This is a genomic window from Mycobacterium venezuelense (genome assembly GCF_054919535.1).
Genome location: NZ_JBONDW010000018.1, coordinates 1 through 26,299, shown reverse-complemented (window position 1 = coordinate 26,299; position 26,299 = coordinate 1). Strand labels below are relative to the sequence as shown.

The following is a 26,299-nucleotide window of genomic DNA, read 5'->3' as shown; positions in this document are numbered from 1 at the left end:
TTGACTGCAAATCGTGAGATAGCGTCACGACCAGTGTGTTAGCCGGTTGGGGGGGATTGGCATGGCAAATAAATTGAACGTGAATGCAGACGGCTTGAGGGCGGCGGCGGCCAGCAGTGATGTGACCGCGGCAGCGATCGCGGGCGGAACCCGAACTGGGCATCGATGCAACCCGTGCGGCCAGTGAGACGCAGGCGGCATTCGATAAGGCCCAAAGTTTGGCGGAACATTTCTGGGCGGCGGAAGTTGACGCGAATGTCTGATGAATACGTTGCACTGGCGAAACGCTGGGCACAGGTGACCAAGCTGGTCGCTGCAGGGTCATGGGAGGGCATCCGCTGTCCGAAGAATGGCGATGCCGATGTCCTGATTGAGACGCGTTCATGGGTCGCCGAAGGTGACGCCACCAACAAACGATACGAATACTGGATTCATTGCCCAATCTGCGGTGCCGAGATCTTCTTTCAGAATAGAGACGAGTATCGGCCGAAGCTCAACGGTGGGAGCGGCGACTGAACGACAGCGCAATCTAAGGACACGTCGCCATCGTTCAACTTTCATTGGAACAGGCGGACGGTACGTGTTGACAGGATTTCCCACGCGCCGAAGACGGTGCCGTTTGATCCGTGGTCGGTCGCAGACTTTTCGAAGTGGCTTCACACCCTCGGCCTGCCCGCGGCGGGGCAGCCCGCCACCCTCAACCGCATCCTCGGCGCGATGGAACGTGCCGGGCTCATGCTGCCGCTCGGCTGGAGCCCGCAACTGCCCGATCATGGGTCAGCGGTACATAACGCAGGGCGGCGCGTCGAAAGGTCAGCTCGGCGGCAATCTGTGGTTGGCCGAGATCTTCGGTGCCGAGCTGATCATTCCGAGCTACCACGCGGTAACCGTGCAGCTCGCCGGTCGCGACGACGACGGCAACCCAGTCGACAGCTGGGGAACCGGCCTCATCGTCGACCACAATCACGTCGTCACCAATAAGCACGTCGTGACCGGACTCGCGAACAACAGCTCGGGGTTATCGGTTTATCCCGCGAGCAATCACGCCGATGCCGAACGAGTCGATTGCACCTGCCTCGCGCGACCGCATCCCACGCTCGACGTCGCGGTGATTGAAGCGCAATTGCCCGAAGGCAAGTACCTGCCGCGCCTCGCCGGTATGGCTTTCCGCGATCCCGACTGGGCCGATGAGGTCTATGTGTTCGGCTACCCGCGAATTCCGATGACGGCGGAGATGGCGCTAACGGTGCAGCGCGGCGAGGTGGTCAACCCGGCCGCCGAGACGATCCCCGATCGACAGAAGATCTTCCTGTACTCGGCCATCGCGCGGCCGGGAAATAGCGGCGGGCCGATCGTCGCGCAGGACGGCCGCGTGATCGGCCTCGTGGTCGAGGACAGAGGCACCATCGACGGACGCCGGGCCGACCGCGGCTCCGTTTTATCGCGGTATCCCGTCGAGCGAAGTGATCCGCGCGATGGACGACCTGGGCTTCGGCGGCATCGTCGAGATGGACACGCTTTCGTAGATGGCCTCACACGAGACCAAAGTGACTGATGGTGCTGGCGTGGCGAAGCGCGCTGGCGATCCAAACGACACGCACTCAAACCGGCCTTCCATACCCGGTTTCGTCGAGTCACGCGAGTAGCGTTTTTGTCCGTGATGTGACGAAACCCCGACCGGGGGTTCGGCCCGCTGGTCGGGGTTCACGTCAATCGCATTTGGTCGATGCAGGGTTGACGTTAACACCGCACGGTTCGGTTCCGCAGTAGGCACCGGATAGCGAGTCGGACACTCGACCGCATCCGGAATGGAAGTTCACCGTGGCAACACACCGCCCCGACGAGACGTACCACCGTCTCCTGTTCTGGACCTACGGACAGGCGTTGTCCGAACGACTCGCCGGTCACCTCCTCCACGCCGAGGGGTACCGCAGCATTGACCCCTCGCACCCGCTCGGCGGACCCGATCAGGGCGCTGACGCGATGTGTGTGAAGGACGGCGAGAAGTGGGTGATGGCGTCGTACTTCCCATGGGGTCAGGACCCTTTCGCGGACATCATGGCGAAGTTCAAGTCGGACGTCGACGCGGCCCGGCACCGGCAACCGTTCGGCGTCGCGTTCGTCACGAACCAGAAGATCACCAACGGCGAGAGGGAGAAACTGCGGAAGGCGGCCGGTTCGATCGCCGTCGACGTGTTCCACCTCGAGCGGAACGTCCACCTCCTCGACAGTCCGGAGATGTCGCAGATTCGGGAACAGTACATCTACATCCCCGCCACCGGCCTTGAGCCGATGAGCGTGAAGGCGTCGGTGCAGGGCGTCGCGCACGCCTTCGCCGACGACGCCGAGGTGCTCGATCGGTTCGTCTGGATGCGTGAAAAGTCGATCCGTAAGCGGTCCGATGAGGGTCACGCACGGGTGCGCGCCGAACGCGAGGAGAAGGAGCGCGCCGAACGGGCACGACGTGCCCGCGAGGAAGCTGAACGGGCACAGGCAGCGCGGGAGCGGCCCTGGGACGTGGCGGCGCAGATGCCGCGGATCAGCGACCTCATCGGGCAGAGCCTGATATTCGAGAACATGCTACCCAAGGCCTTCGAACCGCCGGACCTAGGACCGGGCTATCTGCTCGGCATGGAGAAGCCGAAGCCGCCGGAACCGTTGAGCGACGATGAGATCCAGCAGCGGGTGGATTCCTACCGCGCCGAGCTTGAGGACCGGTGGCCCGCCTGCCGGGACTACCTCGCGGGCACCGCGTGGCCCGCATTACGCGTGCACATCGACAACCAGGCCGAGAGCTTCCTCAACGACGTCGAGATCATCCTGACCTTCCACGGTGCCCGCGGCGTCGACTTCGAAGGCATGGACGACTTCGAGTTCGAGAAGGTCAGGGACCCCGACTGGCGGCCGCCGAGCGATCCGCGCTTCGGCCGCGTCGCACTGCCGATGCCACGGCTGGCACGTCGGGACGACTACCCGATCGAGTGGCGGCACAACGATGATGGCGATCTCGAAGTAACGGTCAACCTCGCACGGTTGCGGCCGCATCCTGTCTGGCGGACCGAGTCAGTCGGCGAGGACGTCGTGCTCGTCGTGGAACCTGACTCTGATGCCGACCAGATCACCGTCACCTACACCGTGACCGCGCAGGGCTACGGCAAGGAGTTCGTCGGTGAGCCGTTCACCGTCGATGTTGAGCGGGTCGACATGTTGGACGTCCTTCGGAACGCCCTGGAGACGACGAGGGAGGCGTCTTAGCCCCGTCCAAACCACCGGTGCTGCAACGCGTTTCGGCTGATCCGGTCACCCAGCTCGGATTTTGCCCGCCGCGCAATAAAAAGTCGTGACTACCGCGGGCGGAGTCACCGTACCCAGAACTCCATTTCTCCCAGTGGCCACACCTGAATGCGACCACCGCAAGATGCCGTGAGTCGTGAAGGGCCGCGCGCGACTTTCGATTCGCAGACGATTGGCAAATCGGCCACCCTTCCCTCGCGCACTCTTCATTCGGAAGCTTCCTGTGCTCCGTCGTCGACCTCACGAAGTCGGCGACGCAGCATCTGCTCGGTGAAATGCTCGGTGGCATCAGCCTCCGCTGCTGCCCTTTCGCGACTTCCGGCGATCGCCGCCGCATATTTTTCACGCTGTCGCGGAGACAACACGGCATTGTGAAAATTCTTGAAGTCAGCGACTTGAATGTTCCCGAAAGTAGCGTTGGATAGATTCGCCTCGGCGACGTCTGCATCTTTCACGTTCGTGCGAACGAACATCGATCCGGCCAGATACGCACCACACAATTTGGACCACGACAGATCTGCATCAGTAAATACGCCGTAACCCATTGCGCGCGTAAGGTCGGACATTCTGAGTTGCGCGTGCGAGAAGTCGGTCCATTCGAGATTCGCCGCAATCAGTTTCGCAGAACTCATATCTGCTTTCACAAACTTGCAGCCTGTAAGACGTGCTCCAGTAAGATTGCAAAGGGTCAGTTGCGCTTCGGTGAAATCTACCCATTCCAGATTTGCGTTTGTGAGATCACACTTTGCCAGATTTGCGAACCGAAGATCCGTGCGGCTCATGTCGGCGTGCGCCAGGTTCGCCGGACTGAAGTCAACCCCGCGAAGATCAGCTCCTTCCAGCGAAATCTCCTCCGTAGCCCAGTGTGTAGTCGATCGTCGACGTTCGGCAATCAGATTGACGATGGTGGCCCGCACGGATCCATCTGGTCCGGCCGACCGCGTTTCCTGGTCGAACCCCTCGTTAGCCTCCCTCAGGTATCCGCTAAGGACTTCGTAACAAACGCGAATCTCCGCAGCGTTACCTTTGTTGCGCCAGTCGTCCGCCAACGCGGCGACTGCGTACACTCCCGACCGGCGAATAGTTGGGGAGGGATTCGCGAGCTGTTCCGTGGCAATTGTGAACCGTGCGCGTAGCTCCCGTGTTATTTCGCGATCATGCAGTCGGTCCGCTTCAGCACGCCGTTCTTCCTGGTCTAGTTTCCATCGTATGTGCTCAGCGGAACGTTGACGCTCGCCATTGTAGAAAGCCAGTGAAGCAGCACCTAGGGCTGCTAATCCGGTCAGTACGGTGGCATATGGTTGTGCAGCCGACTTCCAGAAGTCGCGCCATTGGAACCACTCCGCGGCAACGGCAAGGCCAGCCATAATGGAGAGCGCAAGGAAGATAACCGCAGAGGCGACCCATACCCATTTTGTCGCTTTTGCGTCCGCACTTCGCCCCTCCGGCGTGCGACGCTTGCGGCCTATCGCTATCGAAATCACCTCCCCGCACGATTCCGCATCGGGATCATCACATTAACAACGCACCGCTGTGGATGACCGCGAATCAAGTGCACGCAAGGGACTTGCCACCTGCGGTCAGTAGAACCACTGACCACTGTCGGCGAGGGCGCGGGCACCGGCAGAGTGCCCGACCTCCGTGACAGGAACTGCTGTCTCGTTGGGGACCGCTGCCAGCACCTCGGCCATTGCGGCACCGGCCTCGATGAGCGGCACCCAATGCTTGCGGCGCGACGGCGTGATCTTGCCGTGATCGATCGCGTCGTCAATGGCGGCCTCGACCTTGGCCCGCGCAGCGGCCGCGGCGATCTTTCGAACTTCGGCCGCGTCCCGGCGGAGGGCGTCGGCGGTTTCGGAGTCGAAGACCTCCAGCCCGGCCTTCTTGGCGGCTGCGGCGATCGTGGACGGCTTCTCGGCGTTGCTGCTCGCCGGCTTGTGCGGCGAGGTCGGCGACGCTCGCAACCACAAGGGCCAGACGGTTAGGGTTAGTGGACGCGGGCGGACGCCCGTGAACGCCTGCGGTTGGGGTTACGGAACCAAAAGAAGCACCTTCCGAAACCTTGGACAGTGCCATTGACCTGCGTCGGGCTGACAGGACCCGCCGGCGGGACCGCCTCGTACCTCGGCGGGCGCTTCGGCTCCCAGCATCATGTCAGCCGACCAAGAAAAAACTCGCCGGCTTCCGCCGGCGAGTTCTTTTCATGGTCGGGCTGACAGGATTTGAACCTGCGACCACTTGACCCCCAGTCAAGTGCGCTACCAAGCTGCGCCACAGCCCGCTTGCTTCCGGTTTGCACCGGCAGCGAGTCGAAAGCTTACCGTAGGGGTCGGCCTCCGCCCCAATCGATACCCCCGCGCGTCATCGCACCGCGGTATCGGGCTCGTCAGCGCGCTCTTCTTCGGTTTCAGGCTCCGAATCGAGCGCCTCGGGCAGGTATTCCGGCGCCCGCGAGGTCCGCCACGCGTAGACGACCAACCCGGCCCACACGACCGCGATCGTGGTGTAGATCGCCGTCGACGCGGGGCCGTGGATCCCGAAGTACTTGAGCAGTTTCTGGGCGTTGGTGAGGACGATGACGCCGCCGACGGCAGTGCCCAGGAGCGCTGGGCTGATCTTGGACACGAGCCACGCCGCCAAGGGTGCGGCGATGACGCCGCCGGCCGCGAGGCCCAGCACGATCGGGATGTTGTGCAGGAAATCCTCACGCAGCCCGACCAGGAAGCCCAGCGATGCCGAAACCGCGACCAGGAACTCCGAGGCGCTCACCGATCCGATGACGGTGCGTGGTGCGGTCTTGCCGCGCGACAGCAGCGTGCTGGTGGTGATCGGACCCCAGCCGCCACCTCCGGAGGCATCGATGAAGCCGCCGAACAGGCCCAGCGGGGTCAGGAACTTGGCGGTGTGCGGGGTGCTGCCGGAGCGGAAGGCCGGCGGTGTGCGCAGGGAGAACCGCAGCAACACGTAGACACCGATGGCGAGCAGGATTCCGGCCATCAGCGGCGCTGCATCCTCGGTCGACAGTGAGGACAACACCGTCGCGCCCAGGAAGGCACCGATCGCACCGGGCACGCCGAGCTTCAGGACGATCTTCCAGTCGATGTTCTTGAACCGCCAGTGCGACAGGCCAGAGGCGAGGGTCGTGCCGACCTCAGCCAAGTGGACCGCGGCGCTGGCCTGTGCCGCCGCGACCCCGCTGAGGACCAGCAGGGTCGATGCCGTCACGCCGAAGGCCATACCGAGTGCGCCGTCGACGATCTGGGCTCCGAGGCCGACGAGCGCGAAGATGATGAGCGACCGCATGAATTCGGCTGCTTTCGAATAATGGTCACCAAGACGCAGGCGACCTGACGGACTGACGGGCGCGGATCAGATGCGCGCGCGACACCATTCGTCGAAAGCCATCAACCGGCGCGAGGGCCAGAACGGCTCGAGAGCAGCAAGGGCAGACGGCGCAGTGCGGTAAGCACGTTCAGCCACCGGTCGCCCCTCCCTTTTCAGACAGATTCAAAAAGCTTACAAGAGGCGCTCAGCGATCGCATCGCAGCCTTACACCGCCAACAACCGGTACAGCCCGATTAGTCCCACCACCACGATCACCGCGCGCAGCGCGTTCGGCGACAGCCGGCGTCCGTAGTGCGCTCCGAGGAATCCGCCGATCAGCGAGCCGACCGCGATCAAGCCCGCGGCTTCCCAGCTGATCCGGTCGAACGCCACGATCGTGTACGCAAGCGCCGCGACGATGTTGACCAGCAGCGACAGCAGATTCTTCGCCGCGTTCATGCGCTGCATCGACTCCGGCAGCAACGCGCCCATGACGGCGATCAGCAGGATGCCCTGGGCGGCGGTGAAGTATCCGCCGTAGACGCCGACGGCAAGCGTCCCGAGCACCAGCACGGCCATTTTCCGTGAGCTCACGTGTTCGGCGGACTGGCCGGACGCTTCGGCGCGTCGCCGTGCCCACGCCTGGATCCGGGGCCCGATCACCACCAGGATCAGCGCCAGGATCAGCAGGACCGGCACGACCGCGACGAACACCTTCTCCGGAAGGTGCAGCAGCAGCCAGGCGCCGGCGCCCGCACCGATCAACGATGCCGGGATCTGCCAGCGCAGCCGCTTCCACTGGCCCTTGAGCTCACGGCGATACCCCCACGTGCCGGACACGCCGCCGGCGACCAGACCGACCGCGTTGGACATCGTCGACGTGAGCGGCGGATAGCCGAGGGCGACCAGAGTGGGAAACGTGATGAGCGTGCCCGATCCAACTACCGCGTTGATCGCACCCGCTCCGACACCGGCCAATGCGATCAGGATCATGTGGGTCACGGACACTCGGGCCACCCTATCGTCCGACCGGTGGGCCCACCGCGCCGGGATTACGCTGCTGTCGTGCCGGATACGCGCCTCGACCTCGCACGGATTCAGGCGGCCCGCACAATGATCGATCCAGTTTTTCTCGACACGCCTCTGTATCGCTGTGAGGGGTTGGAGCCGGCCCTCGGGTGCGCCGTGAGCATCAAGCTCGAAACCGCGAACCCGGTCCGCAGTTTCAAGGGACGCGGCACCGAGGTCGTCGCGAGCCTGTTGGCCGACGCCGGCTCGCGAACCGTGGTGTGCGCCAGCGCGGGCAACCTGGGCCAGGCCCTCGCATGGTCCGGCCGCGGCCGCGGACTCGACGTCACGGTCGTGGCATCCCGGTTCGCGCCTGCGGTCAAGCTCGATCGCATCCGCGCCCTCGGCGCCACATTGCACCTCGTGGACGGCGACCACGAAATGGCCCGCGACCGCGCTGCCGCGATCGCACGCCACGACGGCATCCGGTTGCTGGAAGACAGCTTGGACATCGAGACCTGTGAGGGCGCCGCCACCATCCGGCTGGAGCTCATCGACGGCGCGCCGTCATTCGACGCGGTGCTGATCGCGCTCGGCGGCGGGGCGCTGGCCACCGGTGTCGGGCACGTCCTCAAGACCTGCGCGCCCGACGTCGAGGTGATCTGCGTCCAGCCGCTGGGTGCACCCGCGATGACGCGCTCGTGGCACGAGCGGCGCGTGGTCACCACCGAATCGACCGACACCATCGCCGACGGGGTCGCGGGACGGCGTCCGATCGCAGCCGTGCTCGACGACCTCCTTCAAGTCGCCGATGACGCGGTCCTGGTCCGAGAGTCGTCGATCATCGCGGGAATGCGGATGCTGCTCGACCACGCCGGGTTGGTCGTCGAACCATCGGGCGCACTCGGCATCGCCGCGGTCCTCGAGAACCCGGACCGTTTCGCGGGCCGGCACGTCGCCACCATCGTGTGCGGAAGCAACGTCGACGCCGCCGCATATCACCGTTGGGTCAGCGCTTCGCCGAGCGCTTCTCGCGAACCCTGACGTTGATCCGAATCGGGCTGCCCTCGAACCCGAAAGTCTCACGCAGCCGCCGCTCCAGGAACCGGCGGTAGCCGGCCTCGAGGAAGCCGGAGGTGAACAACACGAACGTCGGCGGACGCGATGTCGCCTGCGTGGCGAACAGGATTCGTGGTTGCTTGCCACCGCGCACCGGCGGCGGTGTCGCCGCCACCACCTCTTTGAGGAACGTGTTGAGCCGGCCGGTCGGGATCCGGGTGTCCCAGGACGCCAGTGCGGTTTCCAGCGCGGGCACGAGCTTCTGCACGGCCCGGCCGGTCTTGGCCGAGATGTTGACCCGCGGCGCCCACTGCACCTGCACCAGTTCGCGTTCGATCTCGCGGTCCAGCACGTAGCGCCGGTCCTCATCGACCAGGTCCCACTTGTTGAACACCAGCACGAGTGCGCGTCCGGCTTCGATCACCATGGACAGCACGCGCTGATCCTGTTCGGTCAGCGGCTGCGATCCGTCGATCAGCACCATGACGACTTCGGCAGCGTCGATCGCACCGTGGGTGCGCACCGAGGCGTAGAACTCGTGCCCGCTGGCCTGGCCGACCTTACGGCGCAACCCCGCGGTGTCGACGAAACGCCAAGTCTTGCCGCCCAATTCGATCAGCGAGTCAACCGGATCGACGGTCGTGCCCGCGACATCGTGCACGACCGAGCGCTCGTCACCGGCCAGCCGGTTCAGCAGAGAACTCTTACCCACGTTGGGCTTTCCGACGAGCGCGACGCGCCGTGGCCCGCCTCCGCCGCCGGCGAGCTCAGACGTTTCGGGCAGATCGTCGATCAGCCGGTCCAGCAGATCGGCCACTCCACGGCCATGCATGGCGCTGATGGGATGCGGCTCCCCCACACCGAGCGACCACAGCGCCGCCGCGTCGGCCTCGCCCCGCTCGGTGTCAACTTTGTTGGCGGCCAAGAAAACCGGCTTGCCGGACTTGCGCAGCAGGCGCGCCGCCGCTTCATCGGCCGCGGTCGCGCCGACGACGGCGTCGACCACCAGGATGATCGCATCGGCCGTGCGCATCGCGACCGACGCCTGATCGGCGACGAGCTGCTGCAGACCCTTGGCGTCCGGCTCCCATCCCCCGGTGTCCTGCACGACGAACCGGCGGCCCAGCCAGTTCGCGTCATAGGACACCCGGTCGCGGGTGACGCCGGGGATGTCCTGAACCACCGCTTCGCGACGGCCCAGGATCCGGTTCACCAGAGTGGATTTGCCGACGTTGGGCCGGCCGACGACCGCGACGACGGGCGGCGCGATAGCCGCCTCCTCGACGGCTTCGGCGACGTCCGCGGGAAGTTCCCACTCGCTCTCGTCAGACCACGTACCGTCCTCGCTCATCGCCGCACCCCGGCATGCTGAGTCACGAGATCGAGCAGGTGCGCGATCACCTGGGTCTCATCCATGTCGCTGGTGTCGACAACCAACGCATCATCGGCCGCCCGCAGCGGCGAGACCGGCCGCGTCGAATCGAGATGGTCGCGACGCTGCACATCGGCCAACACCGTCTCATAGTCATCGGGCAGGCCGTTGGCGATGTTCTGGGCGTTGCGCCGACGCGCACGTTCCTCGGCCGACGCGGTGAGGAAGATCTTCACGTCGGCGTCGGGCAGCACCACGGTCCCGATGTCACGGCCTTCCACGACGACGCGCCCGCCGCCCGCGGCAAGTCCGCGCTGCAGGTCCACCAGCCGGGCCCGCACCGCCGGAACGGCTGACACCGCCGACACCGCGCGGGTCACCGCATCGCCACGGATTTCGGTCGAAACGTCTTCTCCGGCAAGGTATGCGCGATCTTCGTCGGGATCGGATCCGACATTGACCGCGACGTCTGCGGCCGCCCGGTCGATCGCATCTGGATCGCCGAGGTCGGCCCCGGCGCGCAACACCGCGAGGGTCGCGATTCGATACATCGCACCCGTGTCGAGGTAGCGCGCACCGAGCGCGCGGGCAAGCCCCCGAGAAACCGAGGACTTCCCGGTTCCGGCCGGGCCGTCCACCGCAACCAACAAAGATCCGCTCACAACCCCACCGCCTGATACAGCTCGCCGATTTCTTTACGGCTGAGCGCTCGAATACTGCCCGGACGTTGATCGCCCAACGACACCGTTCCGATGTCGGTACGCACCAGCTCCTGCACCGGAAAATCCACCGCTGCCAGCAGCCGCCGCACGATGCGGTTACGTCCCTCGTGCAGCGTGACTTTCACCAGCGTCTTGCCCGGAACCGTGTCGACGACCGCGAAGTCGTCCACCCGCGCCGGCCCGTCATCCAGTTCGACTCCGGCCCGCAGCTTCTTGCCAAGACCGCGCGGCACCGTCCCGATCACCGTGGCCACATATGTTTTGGGCACCTCATAGGACGGGTGCATCAACCGATGCGCGAGTTCTCCGTCGTTGGTCAGCAACAGCAGCCCTTCGGTGTCGGCGTCGAGGCGCCCGACGTGGAACAGCTTCTGGTTACCCCGCACGCGGTGTTCGACGAGATCGCCCACACACGGCCGGCCCCGATCGTCGGACATCGTCGAGTGCATGCCGCGCGGTTTGTTGATCGCGAGATACACGAGCGTGTCGTCGAGCACGATGCGCGAGCCGTCGACCCGGATTTCGGCGACCGCCGGATCGACCCGGGTGCCGAGCTCGGTGACCACGCGGCCATCGACCTCGACGCGGCCGTCGGTGATCATCCGCTCCGCGACGCGTCGCGACGCGATTCCCGCCTGCGACAGGACTTTCTGCAGTCGCACACCTTCGTCGGCCATATCAGTCCTTGTCCACATCGAAGGCGGCCGGCTGGTCCCCGGAGGGTGTCCCGCCGTTGAGTTTCGCGAAACGCGGTTCATCTCCGAGGTTTTCGCTCAGATCGTCGATCACGTCGACGTCGGGCAGCAGCGGCGCGATGTCGGGCAGGTCGGTCAGCGAGGAGAGCCCCAACCGTTCCAGGAACAGCTCCGTCGTCGCGAAAGTCGTCGCCCCCGAGTCGGAATCGGTGCCCGCCTCGGTGATGAGGCCGCGCGCGAGCAGCGTCCGCATCACCGCGTCGACGTTGACCCCACGCACCGCGCTCACCCGGGCGCGGGTCACCGGCTGCCGGTAGGCCACCACCGCCAGGGTTTCCAGGGCGGCACGGGTCAGCTTGGTCCTCGCGCCGTCGAGCAGCAGGCGTTCGACGTACGGCGCGTACCGCGCCCGGGTGTACATCCGCCAACCACCGCCGGCCTCGCGCAGGTCGATGCCGCTGTCGCGGGCCGCCAGCTCGTCGGCCATGAGACGCAGTTTGGCCGCGATCCGGTAGGCCGGCTGTTCGGTGGCCGAGGCCAGCGCATCGACGGTCACCGGGGTGTCGACCACCAGCAGCAGTGCCTCCAGCACCGCGCCGAGCTCGCCGTCCTCCAGTTCCGGGACGAGGGTGACGTCGATGCCCAGATCCTCACCGAGGTCGACGGGCGGCAGCTGAGCATCCATCCCGGCGCCGGGCTCGGCACCGGGATCGGAAATCTCGTCAGTCATCGTTCTCGCTATTCTTCCGCGTCGGCGGTTGCCAGGTGTTCGCTGGTCGGTCGATCCCCGGTCCACGAAACCTGGAGCACACCAAGCGGTTCTGATTGCTCGAATGCTACCGCCCTGGCCCGGAACAGCTCGAGCAGCGCCAGGAAGCGGCCCACGATCTCGATGCCGGCCGTGCAGTCGGCCACCAGTTCGGTGAACGTCGCCCACTGCCCGACCCCGCGCTGTTCCAGCAGGCCAAGCAGCCGCTCGGCCTGCTCGGGCACCGACACCTTGGGCGCGTGAATGTGATCGGTGCCGACCGTCGGCACCGGGCGCGGGGTGAACGCCGCCGCGGCGATTGTGGCGAACTTCTCGGCGTCGACGCCGAGCATGACCTCGGGAAGCAAGTCGGAATAGCGGTCCTCCAACGACACCGCGCGCGGATAGCTACGCAGCGCCGCGGCCTCGAGTTCGGCGAACATCTCGGCGACATGCTTGAACGCGCGGTACTGCAGCAGCTGGGCGAACAGCAGATCCCGCACCTCGAGCAGGGCCAGGTCTTCCTCGTCCTGCACCTCGCCGGCCGGCAGCAGGCGCGCGGCTTTCAGATCGAGCAACGTGGCCGCGATCACCAGGAACGCCGTGGTCTCGTCGAGTTCGAGCTGCGCGCCGATCTGCTTGGTGTAGGCGATGAAATCGTCGGTCACCTGATGCAGCGCCACCTCGGTGACATCGAGCCGGTGCGCGAAGATCAGCTGCAGCAAGAGGTCGAACGGACCCTCGAAGTTGGTCAGCCGGACCTGGAACCGGTTCTGCTGATTGCCGCCGGATGCGTCATCCGATGCCGCCGCGGCAGACTCTTGCGCGGCATCGGTACCCGCGACGTCGTTCACACGCCGAACCGGTAGATGACTTCCCGCGCGAGCGACCGGTAGGCGACGGCGCCACCGGACTTGGGCGCCCACGTCGTGATCGGCTCGCCGGCGACGCTGGTCTCGGGGAACCGCACGGTCCGGGTGATGACGGTGTCGAACACGAGGTCGCCGAACCGCTCCACCACGCGGGCCATCACCTCACGCGCGTTGACCGTGCGGGGGTCGTAGCGGGTGACGAGGATGCCGCTGATGGACAGCTTGGGGTTGAGCCGATCGTGCACCTTGTCCACGGTGTCAGTCAGCAGCGCCAGACCGCGAAGCGAGAAGTACTCGCATTCGGTCGGGATGATGACGCCGTCCGCGCATGCCAGGCCGTTGACGGTGAGCAGGCCCAGCGACGGCTGACAGTCGATCAGCACGTAGTCGTAGCGGTCGAGCACCGGATAGAGCGACCGGGCCAAGGACTGTTCGCGGCCGACCTCATTGACGAGCTGGATCTCGGCGGCCGACAGGTCGATGTTGCTCGGCACGAGGTCCATGCCGCTGACTCGGGTCTTGATCAGCACGTCGTCGATCGACACCCGCGGCTCGACGAGCAGGTTGTGCACGGTGTGCGCGAGCTCGTAGTGCGGCACTCCGAGGCCCGCCGACAGGGCACCCTGCGGATCGAGGTCGACGAGCAGGACTCGGCGACCGTACTCGGCGAGGCTCGCGCCCAGGTTGATGGTCGAGGTGGTCTTACCCACCCCGCCCTTCTGGTTGCACATCGCGATGACCTTGGCCGGACCGTGCGTCGAGCGGGGTTGCGGCTCGGGAATGTCGCGGGCGGGACGGCCGGTTAGGCCCAGTTCCGTGCCGCTGTGCTCGAACAGACCGTCGTGTCCGTGGTCGTCAGTCAACGCGACCACCACTGGCGTCATATCGCGAAGACTTGGCGAACATCCGGGCAAGTTTAACGTCGTCACGCTGCCAGGACGGGCAGACCCGCGGGCAATCAGGCGGCATATGGTGAACGTCATGAGTCTCAAGCAACGGCTGCCGCTGTTGCGGTGGTCGTTCATCCGCATGGGGATCGGCGCCTGGCATTTCGCGAAGACCGGGCAGTGGGGCGACGGGCGCGAGGCCGCCGCTGCGGATTACGTCCTGGCCAACGCCCGGCGGGGCGATCTCGACGATGTCCTCGCCACGATCGACAAGTTCGCCTACGAGAAGTCATTCCTGATCAATGTCGGCGACGAGAAAGGCGAGTTGCTCGACGCCGCCGTCCGCCGGGCAGACCCACAGTTGGCACTGGAACTCGGCACGTACTGCGGCTACGGGGCCATGCGCATCGCTCGCGCCGCACCGGCCGCCCGGGTGTTCTCGGTCGAGTTCTCGGCCGCCAACGCCGACATCGCCCGCCGCATCTGGGCACATGCCGGCGTCGCCGACCGGATCACCTGCGTCGTCGGGACCATCGGCGACGGCGGGAAGACGCTCGACGCTCTCACGCAGAGCGGGTTCGCCCCGGGCGGGCTGGATTTCGTGTTCCTCGACCACGACAAGAACGCCTACCTGCCCGACCTCCGCAGCATCCTCGACCGCGGCTGGCTACGCCGGGGCTCGATCGTGGTGGCCGACAACGTCAAGCTGCCCGGCGCACCGAAGTACCTCGCCTACATGCGCGAGCATCAGGGCAGGTTGTGGAACACCACCGAGCACAAGACGCACGCCGAATACCAGACGCTGCTGCCCGACCTGGTACTGGAATCGGAGTTCCTAGGCGGCTGACAGATCGCTCACGATCTTTCGTGGAGTCTTCCCTAGCGTGCGCGCGGATGCGCCCCGGCCCACACTTCGCGCAGCGTGTGCACGGTGACCATGGTGTAGATCTGCGTCGTGGTCACCGACGCGTGACCGAGCAGCTCTTGCACGACGCGCACGTCCGCGCCGCCGTCGAGCAGGTGAGTGGCAAAGGAGTGCCGCAGGGTGTGCGGCGATACCGCCGATGCGATGCCGGCCCGTTCCGCGGCGTCCTGCAGCACCTGCCATGCGCTCTGCCGCGACAGCCGGCCGCCGCGGGCGTTGAGGAAGATCGCCGGGTTACCGCGACCGCGTCGGGCCAAATCCGGCCGTCCGCGCACCAGGTAGGCGTCGAGCGCGCTGACCGCCGGGCGGCCGATCGGCACCAACCGCTGCTTGCCACCCTTGCCGTGCAGCAGCACCGAGCGGGCGTGCGTGTCGATGTCGTCGACGTCGAGCCCGACCGCCTCGGAGATACGGGCGCCGGTGGAGTACAGCAGCTCGAGCAGCGCGCGGTTGCGCAGGGTCAACGGCCCATCGGCCTCGCTGTCGCCGCCGGCGGCTTCCAGCAGCGCCAGTACCTCGTCGAGGGTCAGGCTTTTGGGTAGCCGCCGGCTCGGGGTCGGTGGTTTGACCGCACGGGCGACGTCGACGTCGGTCAATCCCTCGGCGGCGGCGAACCGGTGCAGGCCGCGTACCGCGACGACGGCTCTGGCCGCGGAGACCGCCGACAGCGCGGCCACCCCGGCGTCGGGATCGCCGCGGCGCAGCGCCACCAGGAAATCGCTGACATCGGTCTCGGCGACCTTGGCCAGATCGTCGATGCCGCGCTGCGTCAGGTGCTCGGCGTAGCGCCGTAGGTCGCGACGGTAGGAGCTCAGCGTGTTGGCCGCCACTCCCCGCTCGATCGTGAGGTGATCGAGGTAGCCCTGGATCTGGTCGTCCAGGGCCGTGCGGAGGGGCGACGGTGTCGTCACTGCAGGCCTTTGCGCCGCCAGAACGCTGTCGGGCGGTCCACCCACGGTGCGTCGACGGGCCGCAACGACTCCGCATCGGTCATCGCGTGCGCGGCCAGAATGCCCGCCACCGCAATTGAATTCACGATCTCACCGGTGAACACCCGCGACACCGCCTCGGCCAGCGAAACGCGCTCGATCACCATATCGGCTTCTTCGTCGTGGGCCTCGGGCCGCCCGATGTCGGTCAGTCCGGTCGCCAGGAAGATCCGCACGCTCTCATCGGAGAATCCGGGCGCCGAGATTATGTCGACGAGGACCCGCCAGTTCGCGGCGGCCAGGCCGGCCTCCTCCTTGAGTTCCCGCGCCGCGGTCACCTCGGGGGGCTCGCCGCCCAGGTCCAGCAGACCGGCGGGAAGCTCCCACAACCGACGGCCCAGCGGATGCCGGTACTGATACACCAGCACCACATTGCCGTCGTCGTCGAGTGCGACGACCGCGACCGCCCCGTAGTGCTCGACGACCTCACGCCGTGCCGTACCGCCGCCCGGCATACTGACCTCGTCCGCGCGCAGCGCGAAGATCTTTCCGACGTAAACGGTTTCGCTAGCCAGCGTCTCGAAGTCGTGTTCAGCCAAGAGAAGGAGCTTCGGCTTCGTCCAGGGCGTCATCTGTCTGCTCGACGCCGTTCGTGAACTGCTCGGGCAGATCCATACCCGGCAACCGCTCCTCAGCCTTGTAGCCCAGCGCCGCGCCGATGAACGACGCGAACAGCGGGTGCGGCCGGGTGGGACGGCTCTTCAGTTCCGGGTGCGCTTGCGTGCCGACGAGGAACGGATGCACCTCGGGCGCGTACTCGACGAACTCCACGAGATGCCCGTCCGGCGAGGTGCCGGAGAACCGCAGCCCGCTCTCGGCGATCCGGTCCCGGTAGGCATTGTTGACCTCGTAGCGGTGACGGTGCCGTTCGGATACCTCGGTGGCCTGATATGCCTCTGCCACAATGGAATTCGGCGTGAGGACGGCCGGGTAGGCGCCGAGTCGCATGGTGCCGCCAAGGTCAGCTTCGCCTGCCACCGCGTCGCGCTGATCGGCCATGGTGGAGATCACCGGATCGGTGGTCTTCGGGTCGAACTCGGCGGAGTTCGCCCCTGTGATGCCCACCGACCTGGCGGCCTCGATGACGATGCACTGCAAGCCCAAACACAGGCCGAGCACCGGAAGCCCGCGCTTGCGGGCGAACGAGATGGCGCCGATCTTGCCTTCGATACCGCGGATGCCGAACCCGCCGGGGATCAGCACGCCGTGTACGTCGGCGAGCGCTGCGGACGCACCGTTGTCGGTCTCGCAGTCGTCGGAGGCAACCCACCGCATCTCAACTTTTGCGCGGTGCTTGAACCCGCCCGCGCGCAGCGCCTCGGCGACCGACAGATACGCATCGGACAGGTCGATGTACTTGCCCACCAAGGCGATTCGCACGGTCTCCTGCGGTTCGTGGACCCGGCGGAGCAGATCGTCCCACTCGGTCCAGTCGACATCGCGGAACGGCAGGTTGAGCCGGCGCACCACGTATGCGTCGAGTTCCTCGCGGTGCAACACCTTGGGTATGTCGTAGATCGATGGCGCGTCCGGCGTCGAGATCACGCCATCGACATCGACGTCGCACATGAGCGCGATCTTGTTCTTGAGCGGCTCGGGGACATCGCGGTCGCACCGCAGGATCAGGGCATCCGGTGTGATACCGATGCTGCGCAGTGCGGCCACCGAGTGCTGGGTGGGTTTGGTCTTGAGCTCACCGGACGGCGCCAGGTACGGCACCAGCGACACGTGCAGGAAGAAGCAGTTGTCGCGGCCGACCTCATGGCGCACCTGACGGGCGGCCTCCAGGAACGGCAGGGACTCGATGTCGCCGACGGTGCCGCCGACCTCCGTGATCACGACGTCGGGCCGGTTACCGGACGCGTCTGGTTCGGCCATCGCCAGGATGCGGCTCTTGATCTCGTCGGTGATGTGCGGGATCACCTGCACCGTGTCGCCGAGGTACTCGCCGCGGCGCTCCTTGGCGATCACCGACGAGTAGACCTGACCGGTCGTCACATTGGCCGAGCCTGACAGGTTGCGGTCCAGGAACCGCTCGTAGTGGCCGACGTCGAGATCGGTTTCGGCGCCGTCCTCGGTGACGAACACCTCACCGTGCTGGAACGGATTCATGGTGCCCGGGTCGACGTTGAGATAGGGGTCGAGCTTCTGCATGGTCACCTGCAGGCCCCGCGCGGTCAGCAACTGACCGAGGCTGGACGCGGTCAGACCCTTACCGAGTGAAGAAACCACACCACCGGTGACGAAGAGATGTTTGGTGGCGGTTTGCGGGTGCTTGCGTAACGCGGGCAAAAGCATCCTCCGTGACGACGGGCAGGGAATCGCTGAAACTAGCTGTGGCCTGCCAACCCACGGAATCTCACCTTAACACTGACAGCGACAAGCCGTCGCTGACGCGCCGCGCACGCGAGGAGCAAGACGGCAGAGATGGTGCTATTGCGGCACCGTTACGGACGCCGCGTCCGGTCCGGTGCCGTACTGCGCCGGCTTGCCGCCGCCGGCGAGTTCGCCGAGCGCCAACACGGCCGTGATCTGGCCGGCACTGGAATCCACGTCGTCGACGGTGCCGACCGCCGCGGCGAGGGCGGCATCCGACCTGGTCACGGCTACGGCGCCGGTGCCCGACGCCGAGCCCTGCCTGCCGACGAGGACGGTGCCCGAGCCGTGTGGAGCCAGGCCGGATGCGAACCGGGCCACGGTCGCGCCGCGGTTGCCCGCGTCGTCGCCCAGCGCACCACCGGTCACGATCAGCGCGGTGTCGGCCGCACCGATGTGCTGATCGTCATAGGACACGAAACCGGTGTCGCGCAGCGCGGTGAGCACCGTTTGGCGCTGGGTGTCGTCCACCGGGGCCACCCCGGGGTTCTTGTCGATCAGCAGCGTGATGCCCAGCAGGTCACCGGCTTGCGAACCCTGGTCCACCGCGGCGGTGCTGAGCTGTTTACCGGCCGGCACGATCGGCGAGTTGACGACCGAGAGCAGTTTGTCGGCCGAGTTGGCTTCCACGAATTCCGGCGTCAGCGACACCGTGCCGGTCACGGTTCCACCGGCCTGGCCGATGAAACGCGACATCGCGTCGACGTCGCCGTCGTCGGCGTCGGGAGTGCGGAACACCACCACCGACTTGTCCTTCAACGCGTCACGCAGCATGCGCGGCGCCATCTGTGCGTCGAATTCACTTGCCGCGTTAAGTCTTTCGTTCAACGCGTTCTTGTCTTCGGTGAGCGTGTCGATCTGCTGCTGCAGCTGTTTCTTGTCGTCACGCAGCCCGGACAGCACGGTGTTGGACAGCAGGCCCGACCCCAGCGCCACCCCGATCGCCAGCGCGAGGAACACCGCAGCCAACGAGATTGCATGTGCACGTAGCGTTATCACGGCTCACCTGCCCATTCAGCTGACGAGGCCCTGCACCCACAGCGTGAAGCGGTTCCAATATTCGGCAACCCAGTCGAGCACCGCGGCATCGGCTCGCGACACCCACAGCGCCACGATGACGGCCACCAACATGGCCAGCACCAGCAGAGCGATCGCGCCGCCGGACACCCGGCTGCGGTACAGCGTGGCCACGGCCTTGGCGTCGACCAGCTTCTCCCCCACCTTCAACCGGGTCAGGAACGTCGACGGATTGCTGCGCTGCCGCGACCGGTCGAAGAACTCCTCGATGTTGGCGGTATGTCCGGCGGTAACGATCAGCGCCGCCCCGTGGTGATCGCACAACAGCAGCGCGAGGTCGGCGGCCGATCCGGCGGCGGGGAACGTCATCGCGCCGACACCGAGATCCTGGATGCGCTCGAGCCCGGCGGCGTGTCCGTCGGCATCGGCAGGCAGGATCACCTGGGCGCCGCTGCGCAGGACTTCGACGCTCATCTTGTCCGGATCGCCGACGATGAGCGCGGGCCGGTATCCCGCCTTGCGGAGCACATCGGCGCCGACGCCGACGCCGACCAGGACGGGTTGGTATTCCTTGATGAACGGCTTGAGGGCCTTGAGATCGTCGGCGGCATTGGGCTCCTCGGCGACGATCACCACATGCCGGCGGCGCAGGTCGACGTCGACGTTGGGTATGCCGATGCCGTCGATGAGCAAGGGACTCTCGCTGCGGATGAACTCGATGGTGTTGCCCGCGAACGCCTCGAGGTGGGCCACCAGGCCGCTCTTGGCTTCGTGCATGAGCTCGTGGATCTCTTGGTCGTTGCGCTCGACGCCGAGGGCGATCCGGCGGTCGCCGGAGTAGACACCGCCGTTGTGCAGCCGCACGCGAGCACCGTCCTTGATCTTCTTGAAGACGTCGGGTCCGGCTTCGTCGATGAGCGTGACCCCATTGGCGACGAGAACCTCCGGCCCCAGATTGGGATACCGCCCGGAGATCGACGGCGATGCGTTGACGACACCCGCCACGTTGGCCTCGACCAGCGCGTCTGCGGTGATCCGGTCCAGGTCCTGGGCATCGAGGACGACGATGTCGCCAGGGCCGACGCGGCGCAGCAGTCGATCGATGTCGCGGTCCACGCGGGCAGTGCCGGTGATACCCGGGCGCGAGCTGGCATTGCGAGTGAGCAGCGCTGACATCTTCATGCGCCGATTCTGTCGAGAAACCCTCAAGTGGAGGTGGAGGCGCGCCGTAACACCAGCCTCACAAGTTGGCTTTAGTCACACCAGTAACAAGCTCAGCACCGAATCAGCCGCCGTTACGTTCCTGCTGGGCGGCGTCTAACAGTTCCCTGGCGTGGGCGCGGCCGCTGTCGGATTCGCCGAGCCCCGCCAGCATCCGCGCGAGCTCGGCGACCCGGTCGTCGTCGTCGATGCGGCGCACGCCGCTCGACTTGCTGCGCCCATTGCCGCTGTCGACGACGAGATGCACATCGGCATACGCCGCGACCTGGGGCAGGTGCGTCACGACGATGACCTGATGCGTGCGCGCGAGCCGGGCGAGCCGGCGGCCGATCTGCACCGCGGCACGCCCGCCGACTCCCGCGTCGACTTCGTCGAACACCATCGTGGTGCCCTCGGCCGACGCCGCGAGCACGACTTCGAGCGCGAGCATCACACGCGACAGCTCACCGCCCGACGCGCTCTTGGTCAGGGGCAGCACGTCAGCGCCGCGATGTGCGGTGAAGCCGAACTCCACCGCGTCGACGCCGTCGTGTCCGGCATGGACGACGCTGCCGTCGGGCATCTTCACCGGCGCAGAATCATCGGCCCGCGCGGGCATCGGGGCCACCGTGATGCTGAAGATCGCATTGGCCATCGCGAGGCCGGCCAGCTCAGCCGTCACGGCTTTCGCCAGCCCCTTGGCCGCCTTGCTGCGGGCTTTGGTGAGTTCGGCAGCCGCGGCCACGAGCTGCGTCTCGAGCTCACCCACCTGACGCTCGAGCTCGCCAAGGGTCTCCTCTGAGACATCGAGCGCGGCCAACCGCTCGGCGGCGTCGCGTGACCAGGCGAGCACACCGTCGATGTCGGCGGCGTACTTGCGGGTCAAGTTGCGCAGCTCGGCCTGCCTGGCCAGCTTGGTCTCCAGAGTGCTGGCGTCGCTGGGCAATTCGGCCAGATAGTCGCCGAGTTCGGCGGTCACGTCGGCGATCACCGCAACCGCCTCGCCCAGCCGCACTCCCAACGCACGAAGCGCGGCGTCGTCGGTGCCTTCGAGAGCCGACTTCGCCTGGCCCACACCGTCGGCGGCCGACACGGAATCCGGCGACGGATCGTCGAGTTCACCCGACAACGCGGTGCGCGCGGTCTGCGCAGCCTCGCGCAGCGCGTCGAGTTCCGAGAGCCGCCGGATGTCGGCGACGATCGCTTCGTCCTCACCGGGCTGGGGTGCCACCGCATCGATCTCGTTGATCCCGAAGATGAGCCGATCGGCTTCCTGCGCCAGTTCACGGGCGCGCAGCTTCCGATCGGTGAGATCCCGACGCGCCACGAGCCACTGTTCACGCAGCTTGCGATAGCGGCCGAGAGGCTTGTCGACGTCGGCGAACCGGTCGAGCGCGGCCCGCTGCTCGTCGGGTTTCATCAAGCGCAGCTGATCGTTCTGCCCGTGCAGCGTGAGCACTTCGGCGGTGAAACTGCTCAGCGACTTGGCCGGCACGCTGCGCCCACCCAGGTAGGCCCGCGATGGCCCGGCCCGGCTCACCGACCGTGCGGCGATGACGCTACCGTCGTCGTCTCGCTCCGCACCTGACGAGTCCAGGATCTCCTCGACCCGTCCCGCCACGTCGGCGCCCAATTCTGTTGTGCTGAACCGGCCTTCGACCACTGCCCGCTCGGCACCCGAGCGCACCCGCGTCGCGTCGGCACGAGCACCACCGAGCAGGTGCAGGCCGGTCACGACCATCGTCTTACCGGTCCCGGTCTCGCCGGTCAGCACGGTCAGGCCACGGTCGAACTCCGCGGTTGCGGCGCTGATCGCGCCGAGAGACTCAATTCGTATTTCGGCCAGCACGTGCGGCTACTGCCCCCGCCATCCGGTGACCGGCAACCGGAACTTGCGCACCAGTCGGTCGGTGAACGGTGCACTGTCGATGCGCACCCACTTGAGCGGCGTACCGCAACGCGTCACCTCCAACCGGCCGCCTGCAGGCACCACCATCTCGCGCCGACCGTCGCAGAACACGAGAGCGTCGTTGCCGCTGGCCTCGATCTCGATGGCGATCGACGCCTCGGGACTGGTCACCATCGGCCGCGCGAACAATGCGTGAGCGTTGTTGGGCACCACCAGGATTGCTTCCAGATCCGGCCACAGCACGGGCCCGCCCGCCGAGAACGCGTACGCCGTCGATCCGGTCGGCGTGGACACCAGTACACCGTCGCAGCCGAACGCCGACACCGGTCGACCGTCGACCTCGAGGACCACACCCAGCACGCCGAGGCGCGGACCTTTCTCCAGGCTCGCCTCGTTGAGCGCCCACCCGTGGTTGACCACGTCGGTGCCGACCCGAACGACGACGTCGAGCGTCATCCGTTCCTCGATGCGGTAGTCGCGATTGATGACATGTTCGAGAACCCGGTCGATGGCTTCCGCCTCGGCCTCGGCGAGGAATCCGATGCGGCCCAGATTGACGCCAAGGACCGGTATCTCCACATTGCGGGCGAGTTCGGCGGCGCGCAGGAATGTGCCGTCACCGCCGAGCACAAGCACGAGTTCGCAGCCCTCGGCGGCACGTTCATCGGCGTCGACAACCTCGATGTCGACACCGAGCGCCCGCATATCGTCGGGGGCCAGATGCAATGGCCCGCGGTCGACCGCCTCGGCCGACAGCACGCGCAGCGCAATGTCGTTGTCGCCGAGAACTTTCTCGACGCGGCGCGCGACCTCGGTGGCTTCTTCCCTGCCGGTGTGGACCACCAGCAGAATCATGCGTTCAGCCGTCATTGCGGCCCCTCCTCGACCGCCCGCCGCACTGCGTGCTCGAGTGATTCGCCGTGCAGCGGCGCATCCGTCTCGCGGCGCAGGTGCAGGAAGTACTCAACGTTGCCCGATGGCCCCGGAAGTGGGCTGGCCGTCACATCGACAGCATGCCATTGAAGCTCGGCGGCCCTGCGGGCGACCGTGCACACGGCGTCGATCCGCAGTTCCGGATCCGACACCACCCCTCCGGCACCCACGCGGTCCTTACCGACCTCGAACTGCGGCTTCACCATGGGAACGATATCGGCGTCGGCCACTGCGCAGGCAGTCAGCGCGGGCAGAACCGTGGCCAGCGAGATGAACGACAGGTCGGCCACGATCAGTTGGACGGGCCCGCCGATGGCCTCGGCGGTCAGTTCCCGGACATTGGTGCGTTCCTGAACCACCACCCGGGCATCCGACCGCAACGACCATGCGAGCTGCCCGTAGCCGACATCGACCGCGACGACCTCAGCCGCGCCACGGTCCAAGAGCACCTCGGTGAATCCGCCGGTCGATGCGCCGGCATCCAGACAGCGGCGGCCTTCGACGATCAGCCCGAACGCATCGAGCGCGCCGATGAGTTTGTGCGCCCCGCGCGACACCCAACTGCGTTCGTCGCTGTGGGTGACGATGATGTTGGCGTCGACCGCGATGGCCGTTGCGGGTTTTGCCGCGGGCATGCCGTCGATGCGGACACGGCCGGCACCGATCAACTCCGCTGCCTGCTGACGCGAGCGGGCCAGCCCACGTCTCACCAGCTCGGCGTCAACACGAGCCCGCCGCGCCACCAGCACTCACCCTTTGTCGACCGACTCGAGCGCGTGCACCAGCACCTCGTGCGCCTGCTCGAGTCGGGACACCATCAGGTCGATGTCGGCGTCGCCGAGTTGTTGCCCGTCCGCGGACGTATCGGGCAGGTCGGCGAGCGCTTCGGCGACCTCGGCCCGGACTTGGTCTGGATCGGTAGTCATAGCGGTATTCACGCTAGCCGATCACGCGCTAGTCGACCGGCACCGACAGCAACGACCACTGTTGTAGCGCTCGGCGCGCGGCGTCGTCGCCGGCCAGCACCGCGAAATCCTTGTGGTCGAGATCGGCGGACCACACCGCGTGCGCGGTGGCGCGAAGCACCGACAAGGGGTCGGTCGCCTCGACATCGGTCGAATGCACCGTCACGTCCGCGGCGTCGACGACGACGCACCACGCGGGGTGGGGGCCAACTTTCAGGTCTGCGGCCTGCGCGTGCAGACCACGCAGGTCAGGCGCGATGTAATCGGGGCGTTCCGCGGCGACGGCGCGCAGCGCCTCGACGGCGGTACTGACGCCGCTGAGCACCATCAGGCTCGGCAGGCCCGCGGCGTTCGCGCCGGCGATATCGGTATCGAGCCGATCGCCGACCACAAGCGGGGTGTCGAACGTTCCGCGGGCCAGAGCGTCGTTCATCAGCGTCGGCTGAGGCTTCCCGGCCACCTGCGGCTCCTGCGCCGTCGCTGCTTTCAGCGCCGCAACCATCGCTCCGTTGCCCGGCAGCAGGCCGCGCTCGTTCGGCAGCGTCAGGTCGACGTTCGCGGCCACCCACAGGGCTCCGGCCCTGATGGCCAGCGCCGCTTCGGCGAGTTCAGGCCAGCCGGTCTGCGGCGAGTGACCCTGCACCACTGCCACCGGGTCTTCGTCGAACTGCCGAACCGGCCGCAGCCCGACGTTGCTCACCTCATCGGCGAGAGCGTCGGTGCCGACGACGAGAACGCGTGCGCCGGAGGGCAATTGAGTGGCCAGCAGCCGCGCAGCGCTCTGCGCACTGGTGACCACGTCGTCGGCGTCGGCACGGAAGCCCATCTCTTTCAGATGGTCGGCGACCTGGGCGGGTGCGCGCGATGCGTTGTTCGTGACATACAGCACCCGTGCGTCGAGATCGGCCAGGCTGTCGAGTGCTCCGGTGACCGGCTCGTGGCCACGGAACACCGTGCCGTCGAGATCGAGCAGCAGGCAATCGTGTTGCCGTGCAAGCGTCGTCACGTCAGGACAGCTCCGTGATCCGGTCTTCGGCGTCGGTCACGCCTTCGAGGTCGGCGGCCGCGGCATTGATGAACCACTGCAGCGCCTCATCGCCCCGACCGAGCGCCAGCAGGGTATCGGCGTAGGCGTAGAACAACCGGGCCGCGGTCTGACCGGTACTGCTGGGATCGAGCTGCGGTGTCGACAGAATGGACAGCGCCTGTTCGAACTGCCCTAGGTCGGATCGGGCCCCGGCGGCCACGATGCGCAGCTCATCGGCGTCGTCGCCGGTGAGTGCAGCGGCTTCCTCACTCCGCGCGAGTTCGATGGCGCGTTCCGGACGCCCGACACCGCGTTCGCAGTCGGCGATCATGGCAAGCAGCGGCGACTTGCTGCCCATTCTGCGGGCCGCGCGCAACTCGGCGAGCGCCTGTGCCCAGTCACCGCAGTGGTAGGCCGCGATGCCGACCGCTTCCCGGACGGCCGCGAGCCGACCCGCGCGGCTACGCGCGGCACGGGCATGCGCGAGCGCTGTCTCGGGGTCTTCGTCGAGCAGGTTGCCGGCGGCCACCAGATGCCGGGCCACGTAGTCGGCAGTCGATTTGTCGAGCGTGATCAATTCCCGCCGGATTTCCGGGGCCAGTTGCTTGGCCTCGACGTCGGCCGGCAGCCGCGGTGCGGCGTCCTGCTCCTGCTCGTCGTTTCCCGCGGGCTGTGCCGGACGCGCACGACCGGGACCAGACGACCGCGGCGCCGACGATCGCTGATCCCGCCGACGATGGTCCTGCGGCCCGCCGCGCTGGCCTCCACTGGACGTGCGGTTGTTGGATGCACGGTTGCTGGAAGCTCGCCGTGGGCGACGTTCACCGCCGCCTTGACTGTCTCCGACCACGTGTGCCTTTCTACCCACCCCTTCCCGCAAAGGATACTTGGCCGGGGTGAGCTCGACATAATCGTCAATTCGAATTTTCGAATGAAAAAAGAGAATCGCCCCCCACGTAAACGTGGGGAGCGATTCT

25 protein-coding genes, 1 tRNA gene and 1 pseudogene are annotated in these 26,299 nt (G+C 66.6%); 5 read left to right on the top strand and 22 right to left on the bottom strand.

Going from position 1 to position 26,299, the window contains the following annotated elements:
• Nucleotides 1-255: 255 nt before the first annotated feature.
• The 3 genes and pseudogenes from ACRCUN_RS25470 to ACRCUN_RS25460 all read left to right on the top strand — a co-directional run bounded on the left by ACRCUN_RS25470 (nucleotide 256) and on the right by ACRCUN_RS25460 (nucleotide 3,255).
• Complete coding sequence (locus tag ACRCUN_RS25470; protein ID WP_462144397.1) at nucleotides 256-516, top strand: hypothetical protein; 261 nt, start codon at nucleotides 256-258, stop codon at nucleotides 514-516.
• Nucleotides 517-603: 87 nt separating this feature from the next.
• Nucleotides 604-1,526, top strand: a pseudogene (locus tag ACRCUN_RS25465) (S1 family peptidase); the annotation flags it as partial.
• Nucleotides 1,527-1,821: 295 nt separating this feature from the next.
• Nucleotides 1,822-3,255, top strand: coding sequence for a hypothetical protein (locus ACRCUN_RS25460; protein WP_462144396.1), 1,434 nt, complete (start codon nucleotides 1,822-1,824; stop codon nucleotides 3,253-3,255).
• A gap of 245 nt (nucleotides 3,256-3,500) precedes the next feature.
• Here ACRCUN_RS25460 and ACRCUN_RS25455 read toward each other — a convergent pair whose 3' ends face one another.
• The 5 genes from ACRCUN_RS25455 to ACRCUN_RS25435 form a co-directional block, all read right to left on the bottom strand.
• Nucleotides 3,501-4,778, bottom strand: coding sequence for a pentapeptide repeat-containing protein (locus ACRCUN_RS25455; protein WP_462144395.1), 1,278 nt, complete (start codon nucleotides 4,776-4,778; stop codon nucleotides 3,501-3,503).
• Between the two features lie 96 nt (nucleotides 4,779-4,874).
• Entirely contained in the window at nucleotides 4,875-5,264 is a 390-nt protein-coding gene (locus tag ACRCUN_RS25450) for a hypothetical protein (protein ID WP_462144394.1), read from the bottom strand.
• A gap of 234 nt (nucleotides 5,265-5,498) precedes the next feature.
• Nucleotides 5,499-5,575, bottom strand: a tRNA-Pro gene (locus ACRCUN_RS25445).
• Between the two features lie 80 nt (nucleotides 5,576-5,655).
• Nucleotides 5,656-6,597 (bottom strand): sulfite exporter TauE/SafE family protein, encoded by a 942-nt coding sequence (locus ACRCUN_RS25440; protein WP_462144393.1) that lies wholly within the window; start codon nucleotides 6,595-6,597, stop codon nucleotides 5,656-5,658.
• A gap of 246 nt (nucleotides 6,598-6,843) precedes the next feature.
• On the bottom strand, nucleotides 6,844-7,611 hold the full coding sequence (locus ACRCUN_RS25435; RefSeq protein ID WP_462144527.1) for a sulfite exporter TauE/SafE family protein: 768 nt from the start codon (nucleotides 7,609-7,611) through the stop codon (nucleotides 6,844-6,846).
• A gap of 120 nt (nucleotides 7,612-7,731) precedes the next feature.
• Here ACRCUN_RS25435 and ACRCUN_RS25430 point away from each other — a divergent pair, with 120 nt between their 5' ends.
• The gene (locus ACRCUN_RS25430) at nucleotides 7,732-8,670 is read left to right on the top strand and encodes a threonine ammonia-lyase (RefSeq protein ID WP_462144526.1); all 939 of its coding nucleotides are present in this window, start codon (nucleotides 7,732-7,734) and stop codon (nucleotides 8,668-8,670) included.
• Here the strand turns inward: ACRCUN_RS25430 and der are convergent.
• The 6 genes from der to ACRCUN_RS25400 form a co-directional block, all read right to left on the bottom strand.
• Complete coding sequence (gene der / locus ACRCUN_RS25425; RefSeq protein WP_462144392.1) at nucleotides 8,636-10,036, bottom strand: ribosome biogenesis GTPase Der; 1,401 nt, start codon at nucleotides 10,034-10,036, stop codon at nucleotides 8,636-8,638. The genes ACRCUN_RS25430 and der overlap by 35 nt on opposite strands.
• Nucleotides 10,033-10,719, bottom strand: coding sequence for a (d)CMP kinase (gene cmk, locus ACRCUN_RS25420; RefSeq protein ID WP_462144391.1), 687 nt, complete (start codon nucleotides 10,717-10,719; stop codon nucleotides 10,033-10,035). Before cmk ends, der begins: the two co-directional genes overlap by 4 nt.
• Nucleotides 10,716-11,456, bottom strand: a complete 741-nt coding sequence (locus tag ACRCUN_RS25415; RefSeq protein ID WP_462144390.1) for a pseudouridine synthase — start codon at nucleotides 11,454-11,456, stop codon at nucleotides 10,716-10,718. Before ACRCUN_RS25415 ends, cmk begins: the two co-directional genes overlap by 4 nt.
• Before the next feature lies 1 nt (nucleotide 11,457).
• Nucleotides 11,458-12,159, bottom strand: a complete 702-nt coding sequence (scpB, locus tag ACRCUN_RS25410) for an SMC-Scp complex subunit ScpB (protein ID WP_462144525.1) — start codon at nucleotides 12,157-12,159, stop codon at nucleotides 11,458-11,460.
• Between the two features lie 53 nt (nucleotides 12,160-12,212).
• Nucleotides 12,213-12,977 (bottom strand): segregation/condensation protein A, encoded by a 765-nt coding sequence (locus ACRCUN_RS25405; RefSeq protein ID WP_462144524.1) that lies wholly within the window; start codon nucleotides 12,975-12,977, stop codon nucleotides 12,213-12,215.
• Between the two features lie 95 nt (nucleotides 12,978-13,072).
• Nucleotides 13,073-13,978, bottom strand: coding sequence for a ParA family protein (locus ACRCUN_RS25400; protein WP_462144389.1), 906 nt, complete (start codon nucleotides 13,976-13,978; stop codon nucleotides 13,073-13,075).
• A 97-nt stretch (nucleotides 13,979-14,075) separates the two neighbouring features.
• Between ACRCUN_RS25400 and ACRCUN_RS25395 the strand changes: the two genes are divergently transcribed.
• Nucleotides 14,076-14,828 carry an O-methyltransferase gene (locus ACRCUN_RS25395; RefSeq protein WP_462144388.1) on the top strand — a complete coding sequence of 251 codons (753 nt, stop codon included), beginning with the start codon at nucleotides 14,076-14,078 and terminating at the stop codon, nucleotides 14,826-14,828.
• Between the two features lie 32 nt (nucleotides 14,829-14,860).
• On the opposite strand, the gene xerD is transcribed toward ACRCUN_RS25395, so the two are convergent.
• The 11 genes from xerD to ACRCUN_RS25340 all read right to left on the bottom strand — a co-directional run bounded on the left by xerD (nucleotide 14,861) and on the right by ACRCUN_RS25340 (nucleotide 26,172).
• Nucleotides 14,861-15,787 carry a site-specific tyrosine recombinase XerD gene (xerD, locus tag ACRCUN_RS25390; protein ID WP_462144523.1) on the bottom strand — a complete coding sequence of 309 codons (927 nt, stop codon included), beginning with the start codon at nucleotides 15,785-15,787 and terminating at the stop codon, nucleotides 14,861-14,863.
• A gap of 26 nt (nucleotides 15,788-15,813) precedes the next feature.
• Nucleotides 15,814-16,434 (bottom strand): NUDIX domain-containing protein, encoded by a 621-nt coding sequence (locus ACRCUN_RS25385; protein WP_462144387.1) that lies wholly within the window; start codon nucleotides 16,432-16,434, stop codon nucleotides 15,814-15,816.
• Entirely contained in the window at nucleotides 16,427-18,193 is a 1,767-nt protein-coding gene (locus ACRCUN_RS25380; RefSeq protein WP_462144386.1) for a CTP synthase, read from the bottom strand. Before ACRCUN_RS25380 ends, ACRCUN_RS25385 begins: the two co-directional genes overlap by 8 nt.
• 135 nt (nucleotides 18,194-18,328) lie before the next feature.
• On the bottom strand, nucleotides 18,329-19,270 hold the full coding sequence (locus tag ACRCUN_RS25375; protein ID WP_462144385.1) for a copper transporter: 942 nt from the start codon (nucleotides 19,268-19,270) through the stop codon (nucleotides 18,329-18,331).
• Nucleotides 19,271-19,285: 15 nt separating this feature from the next.
• Entirely contained in the window at nucleotides 19,286-20,470 is a 1,185-nt protein-coding gene (gene steA / locus ACRCUN_RS25370; protein WP_462144384.1) for a putative cytokinetic ring protein SteA, read from the bottom strand.
• Between the two features lie 103 nt (nucleotides 20,471-20,573).
• Nucleotides 20,574-22,337 carry a DNA repair protein RecN gene (gene recN / locus ACRCUN_RS25365; protein WP_462144383.1) on the bottom strand — a complete coding sequence of 588 codons (1,764 nt, stop codon included), beginning with the start codon at nucleotides 22,335-22,337 and terminating at the stop codon, nucleotides 20,574-20,576.
• 6 nt (nucleotides 22,338-22,343) lie between these two features.
• Nucleotides 22,344-23,267 carry an NAD kinase gene (locus ACRCUN_RS25360; RefSeq protein WP_462144382.1) on the bottom strand — a complete coding sequence of 308 codons (924 nt, stop codon included), beginning with the start codon at nucleotides 23,265-23,267 and terminating at the stop codon, nucleotides 22,344-22,346.
• Nucleotides 23,264-24,073 (bottom strand): TlyA family RNA methyltransferase, encoded by an 810-nt coding sequence (locus ACRCUN_RS25355; RefSeq protein WP_462144381.1) that lies wholly within the window; start codon nucleotides 24,071-24,073, stop codon nucleotides 23,264-23,266. Before ACRCUN_RS25355 ends, ACRCUN_RS25360 begins: the two co-directional genes overlap by 4 nt.
• A gap of 6 nt (nucleotides 24,074-24,079) precedes the next feature.
• On the bottom strand, nucleotides 24,080-24,256 hold the full coding sequence (locus ACRCUN_RS25350) for a hypothetical protein (protein WP_462144380.1): 177 nt from the start codon (nucleotides 24,254-24,256) through the stop codon (nucleotides 24,080-24,082).
• 28 nt (nucleotides 24,257-24,284) lie between these two features.
• Nucleotides 24,285-25,301: an HAD-IIA family hydrolase gene (locus tag ACRCUN_RS25345; RefSeq protein WP_462144379.1), complete on the bottom strand. Its 1,017-nt coding sequence runs from the start codon at nucleotides 25,299-25,301 to the stop codon at nucleotides 24,285-24,287.
• Nucleotide 25,302: 1 nt separating this feature from the next.
• Complete coding sequence (locus ACRCUN_RS25340; protein WP_462144378.1) at nucleotides 25,303-26,172, bottom strand: tetratricopeptide repeat protein; 870 nt, start codon at nucleotides 26,170-26,172, stop codon at nucleotides 25,303-25,305.
• Between the last annotated feature and the right edge of the window lie 127 nt (nucleotides 26,173-26,299).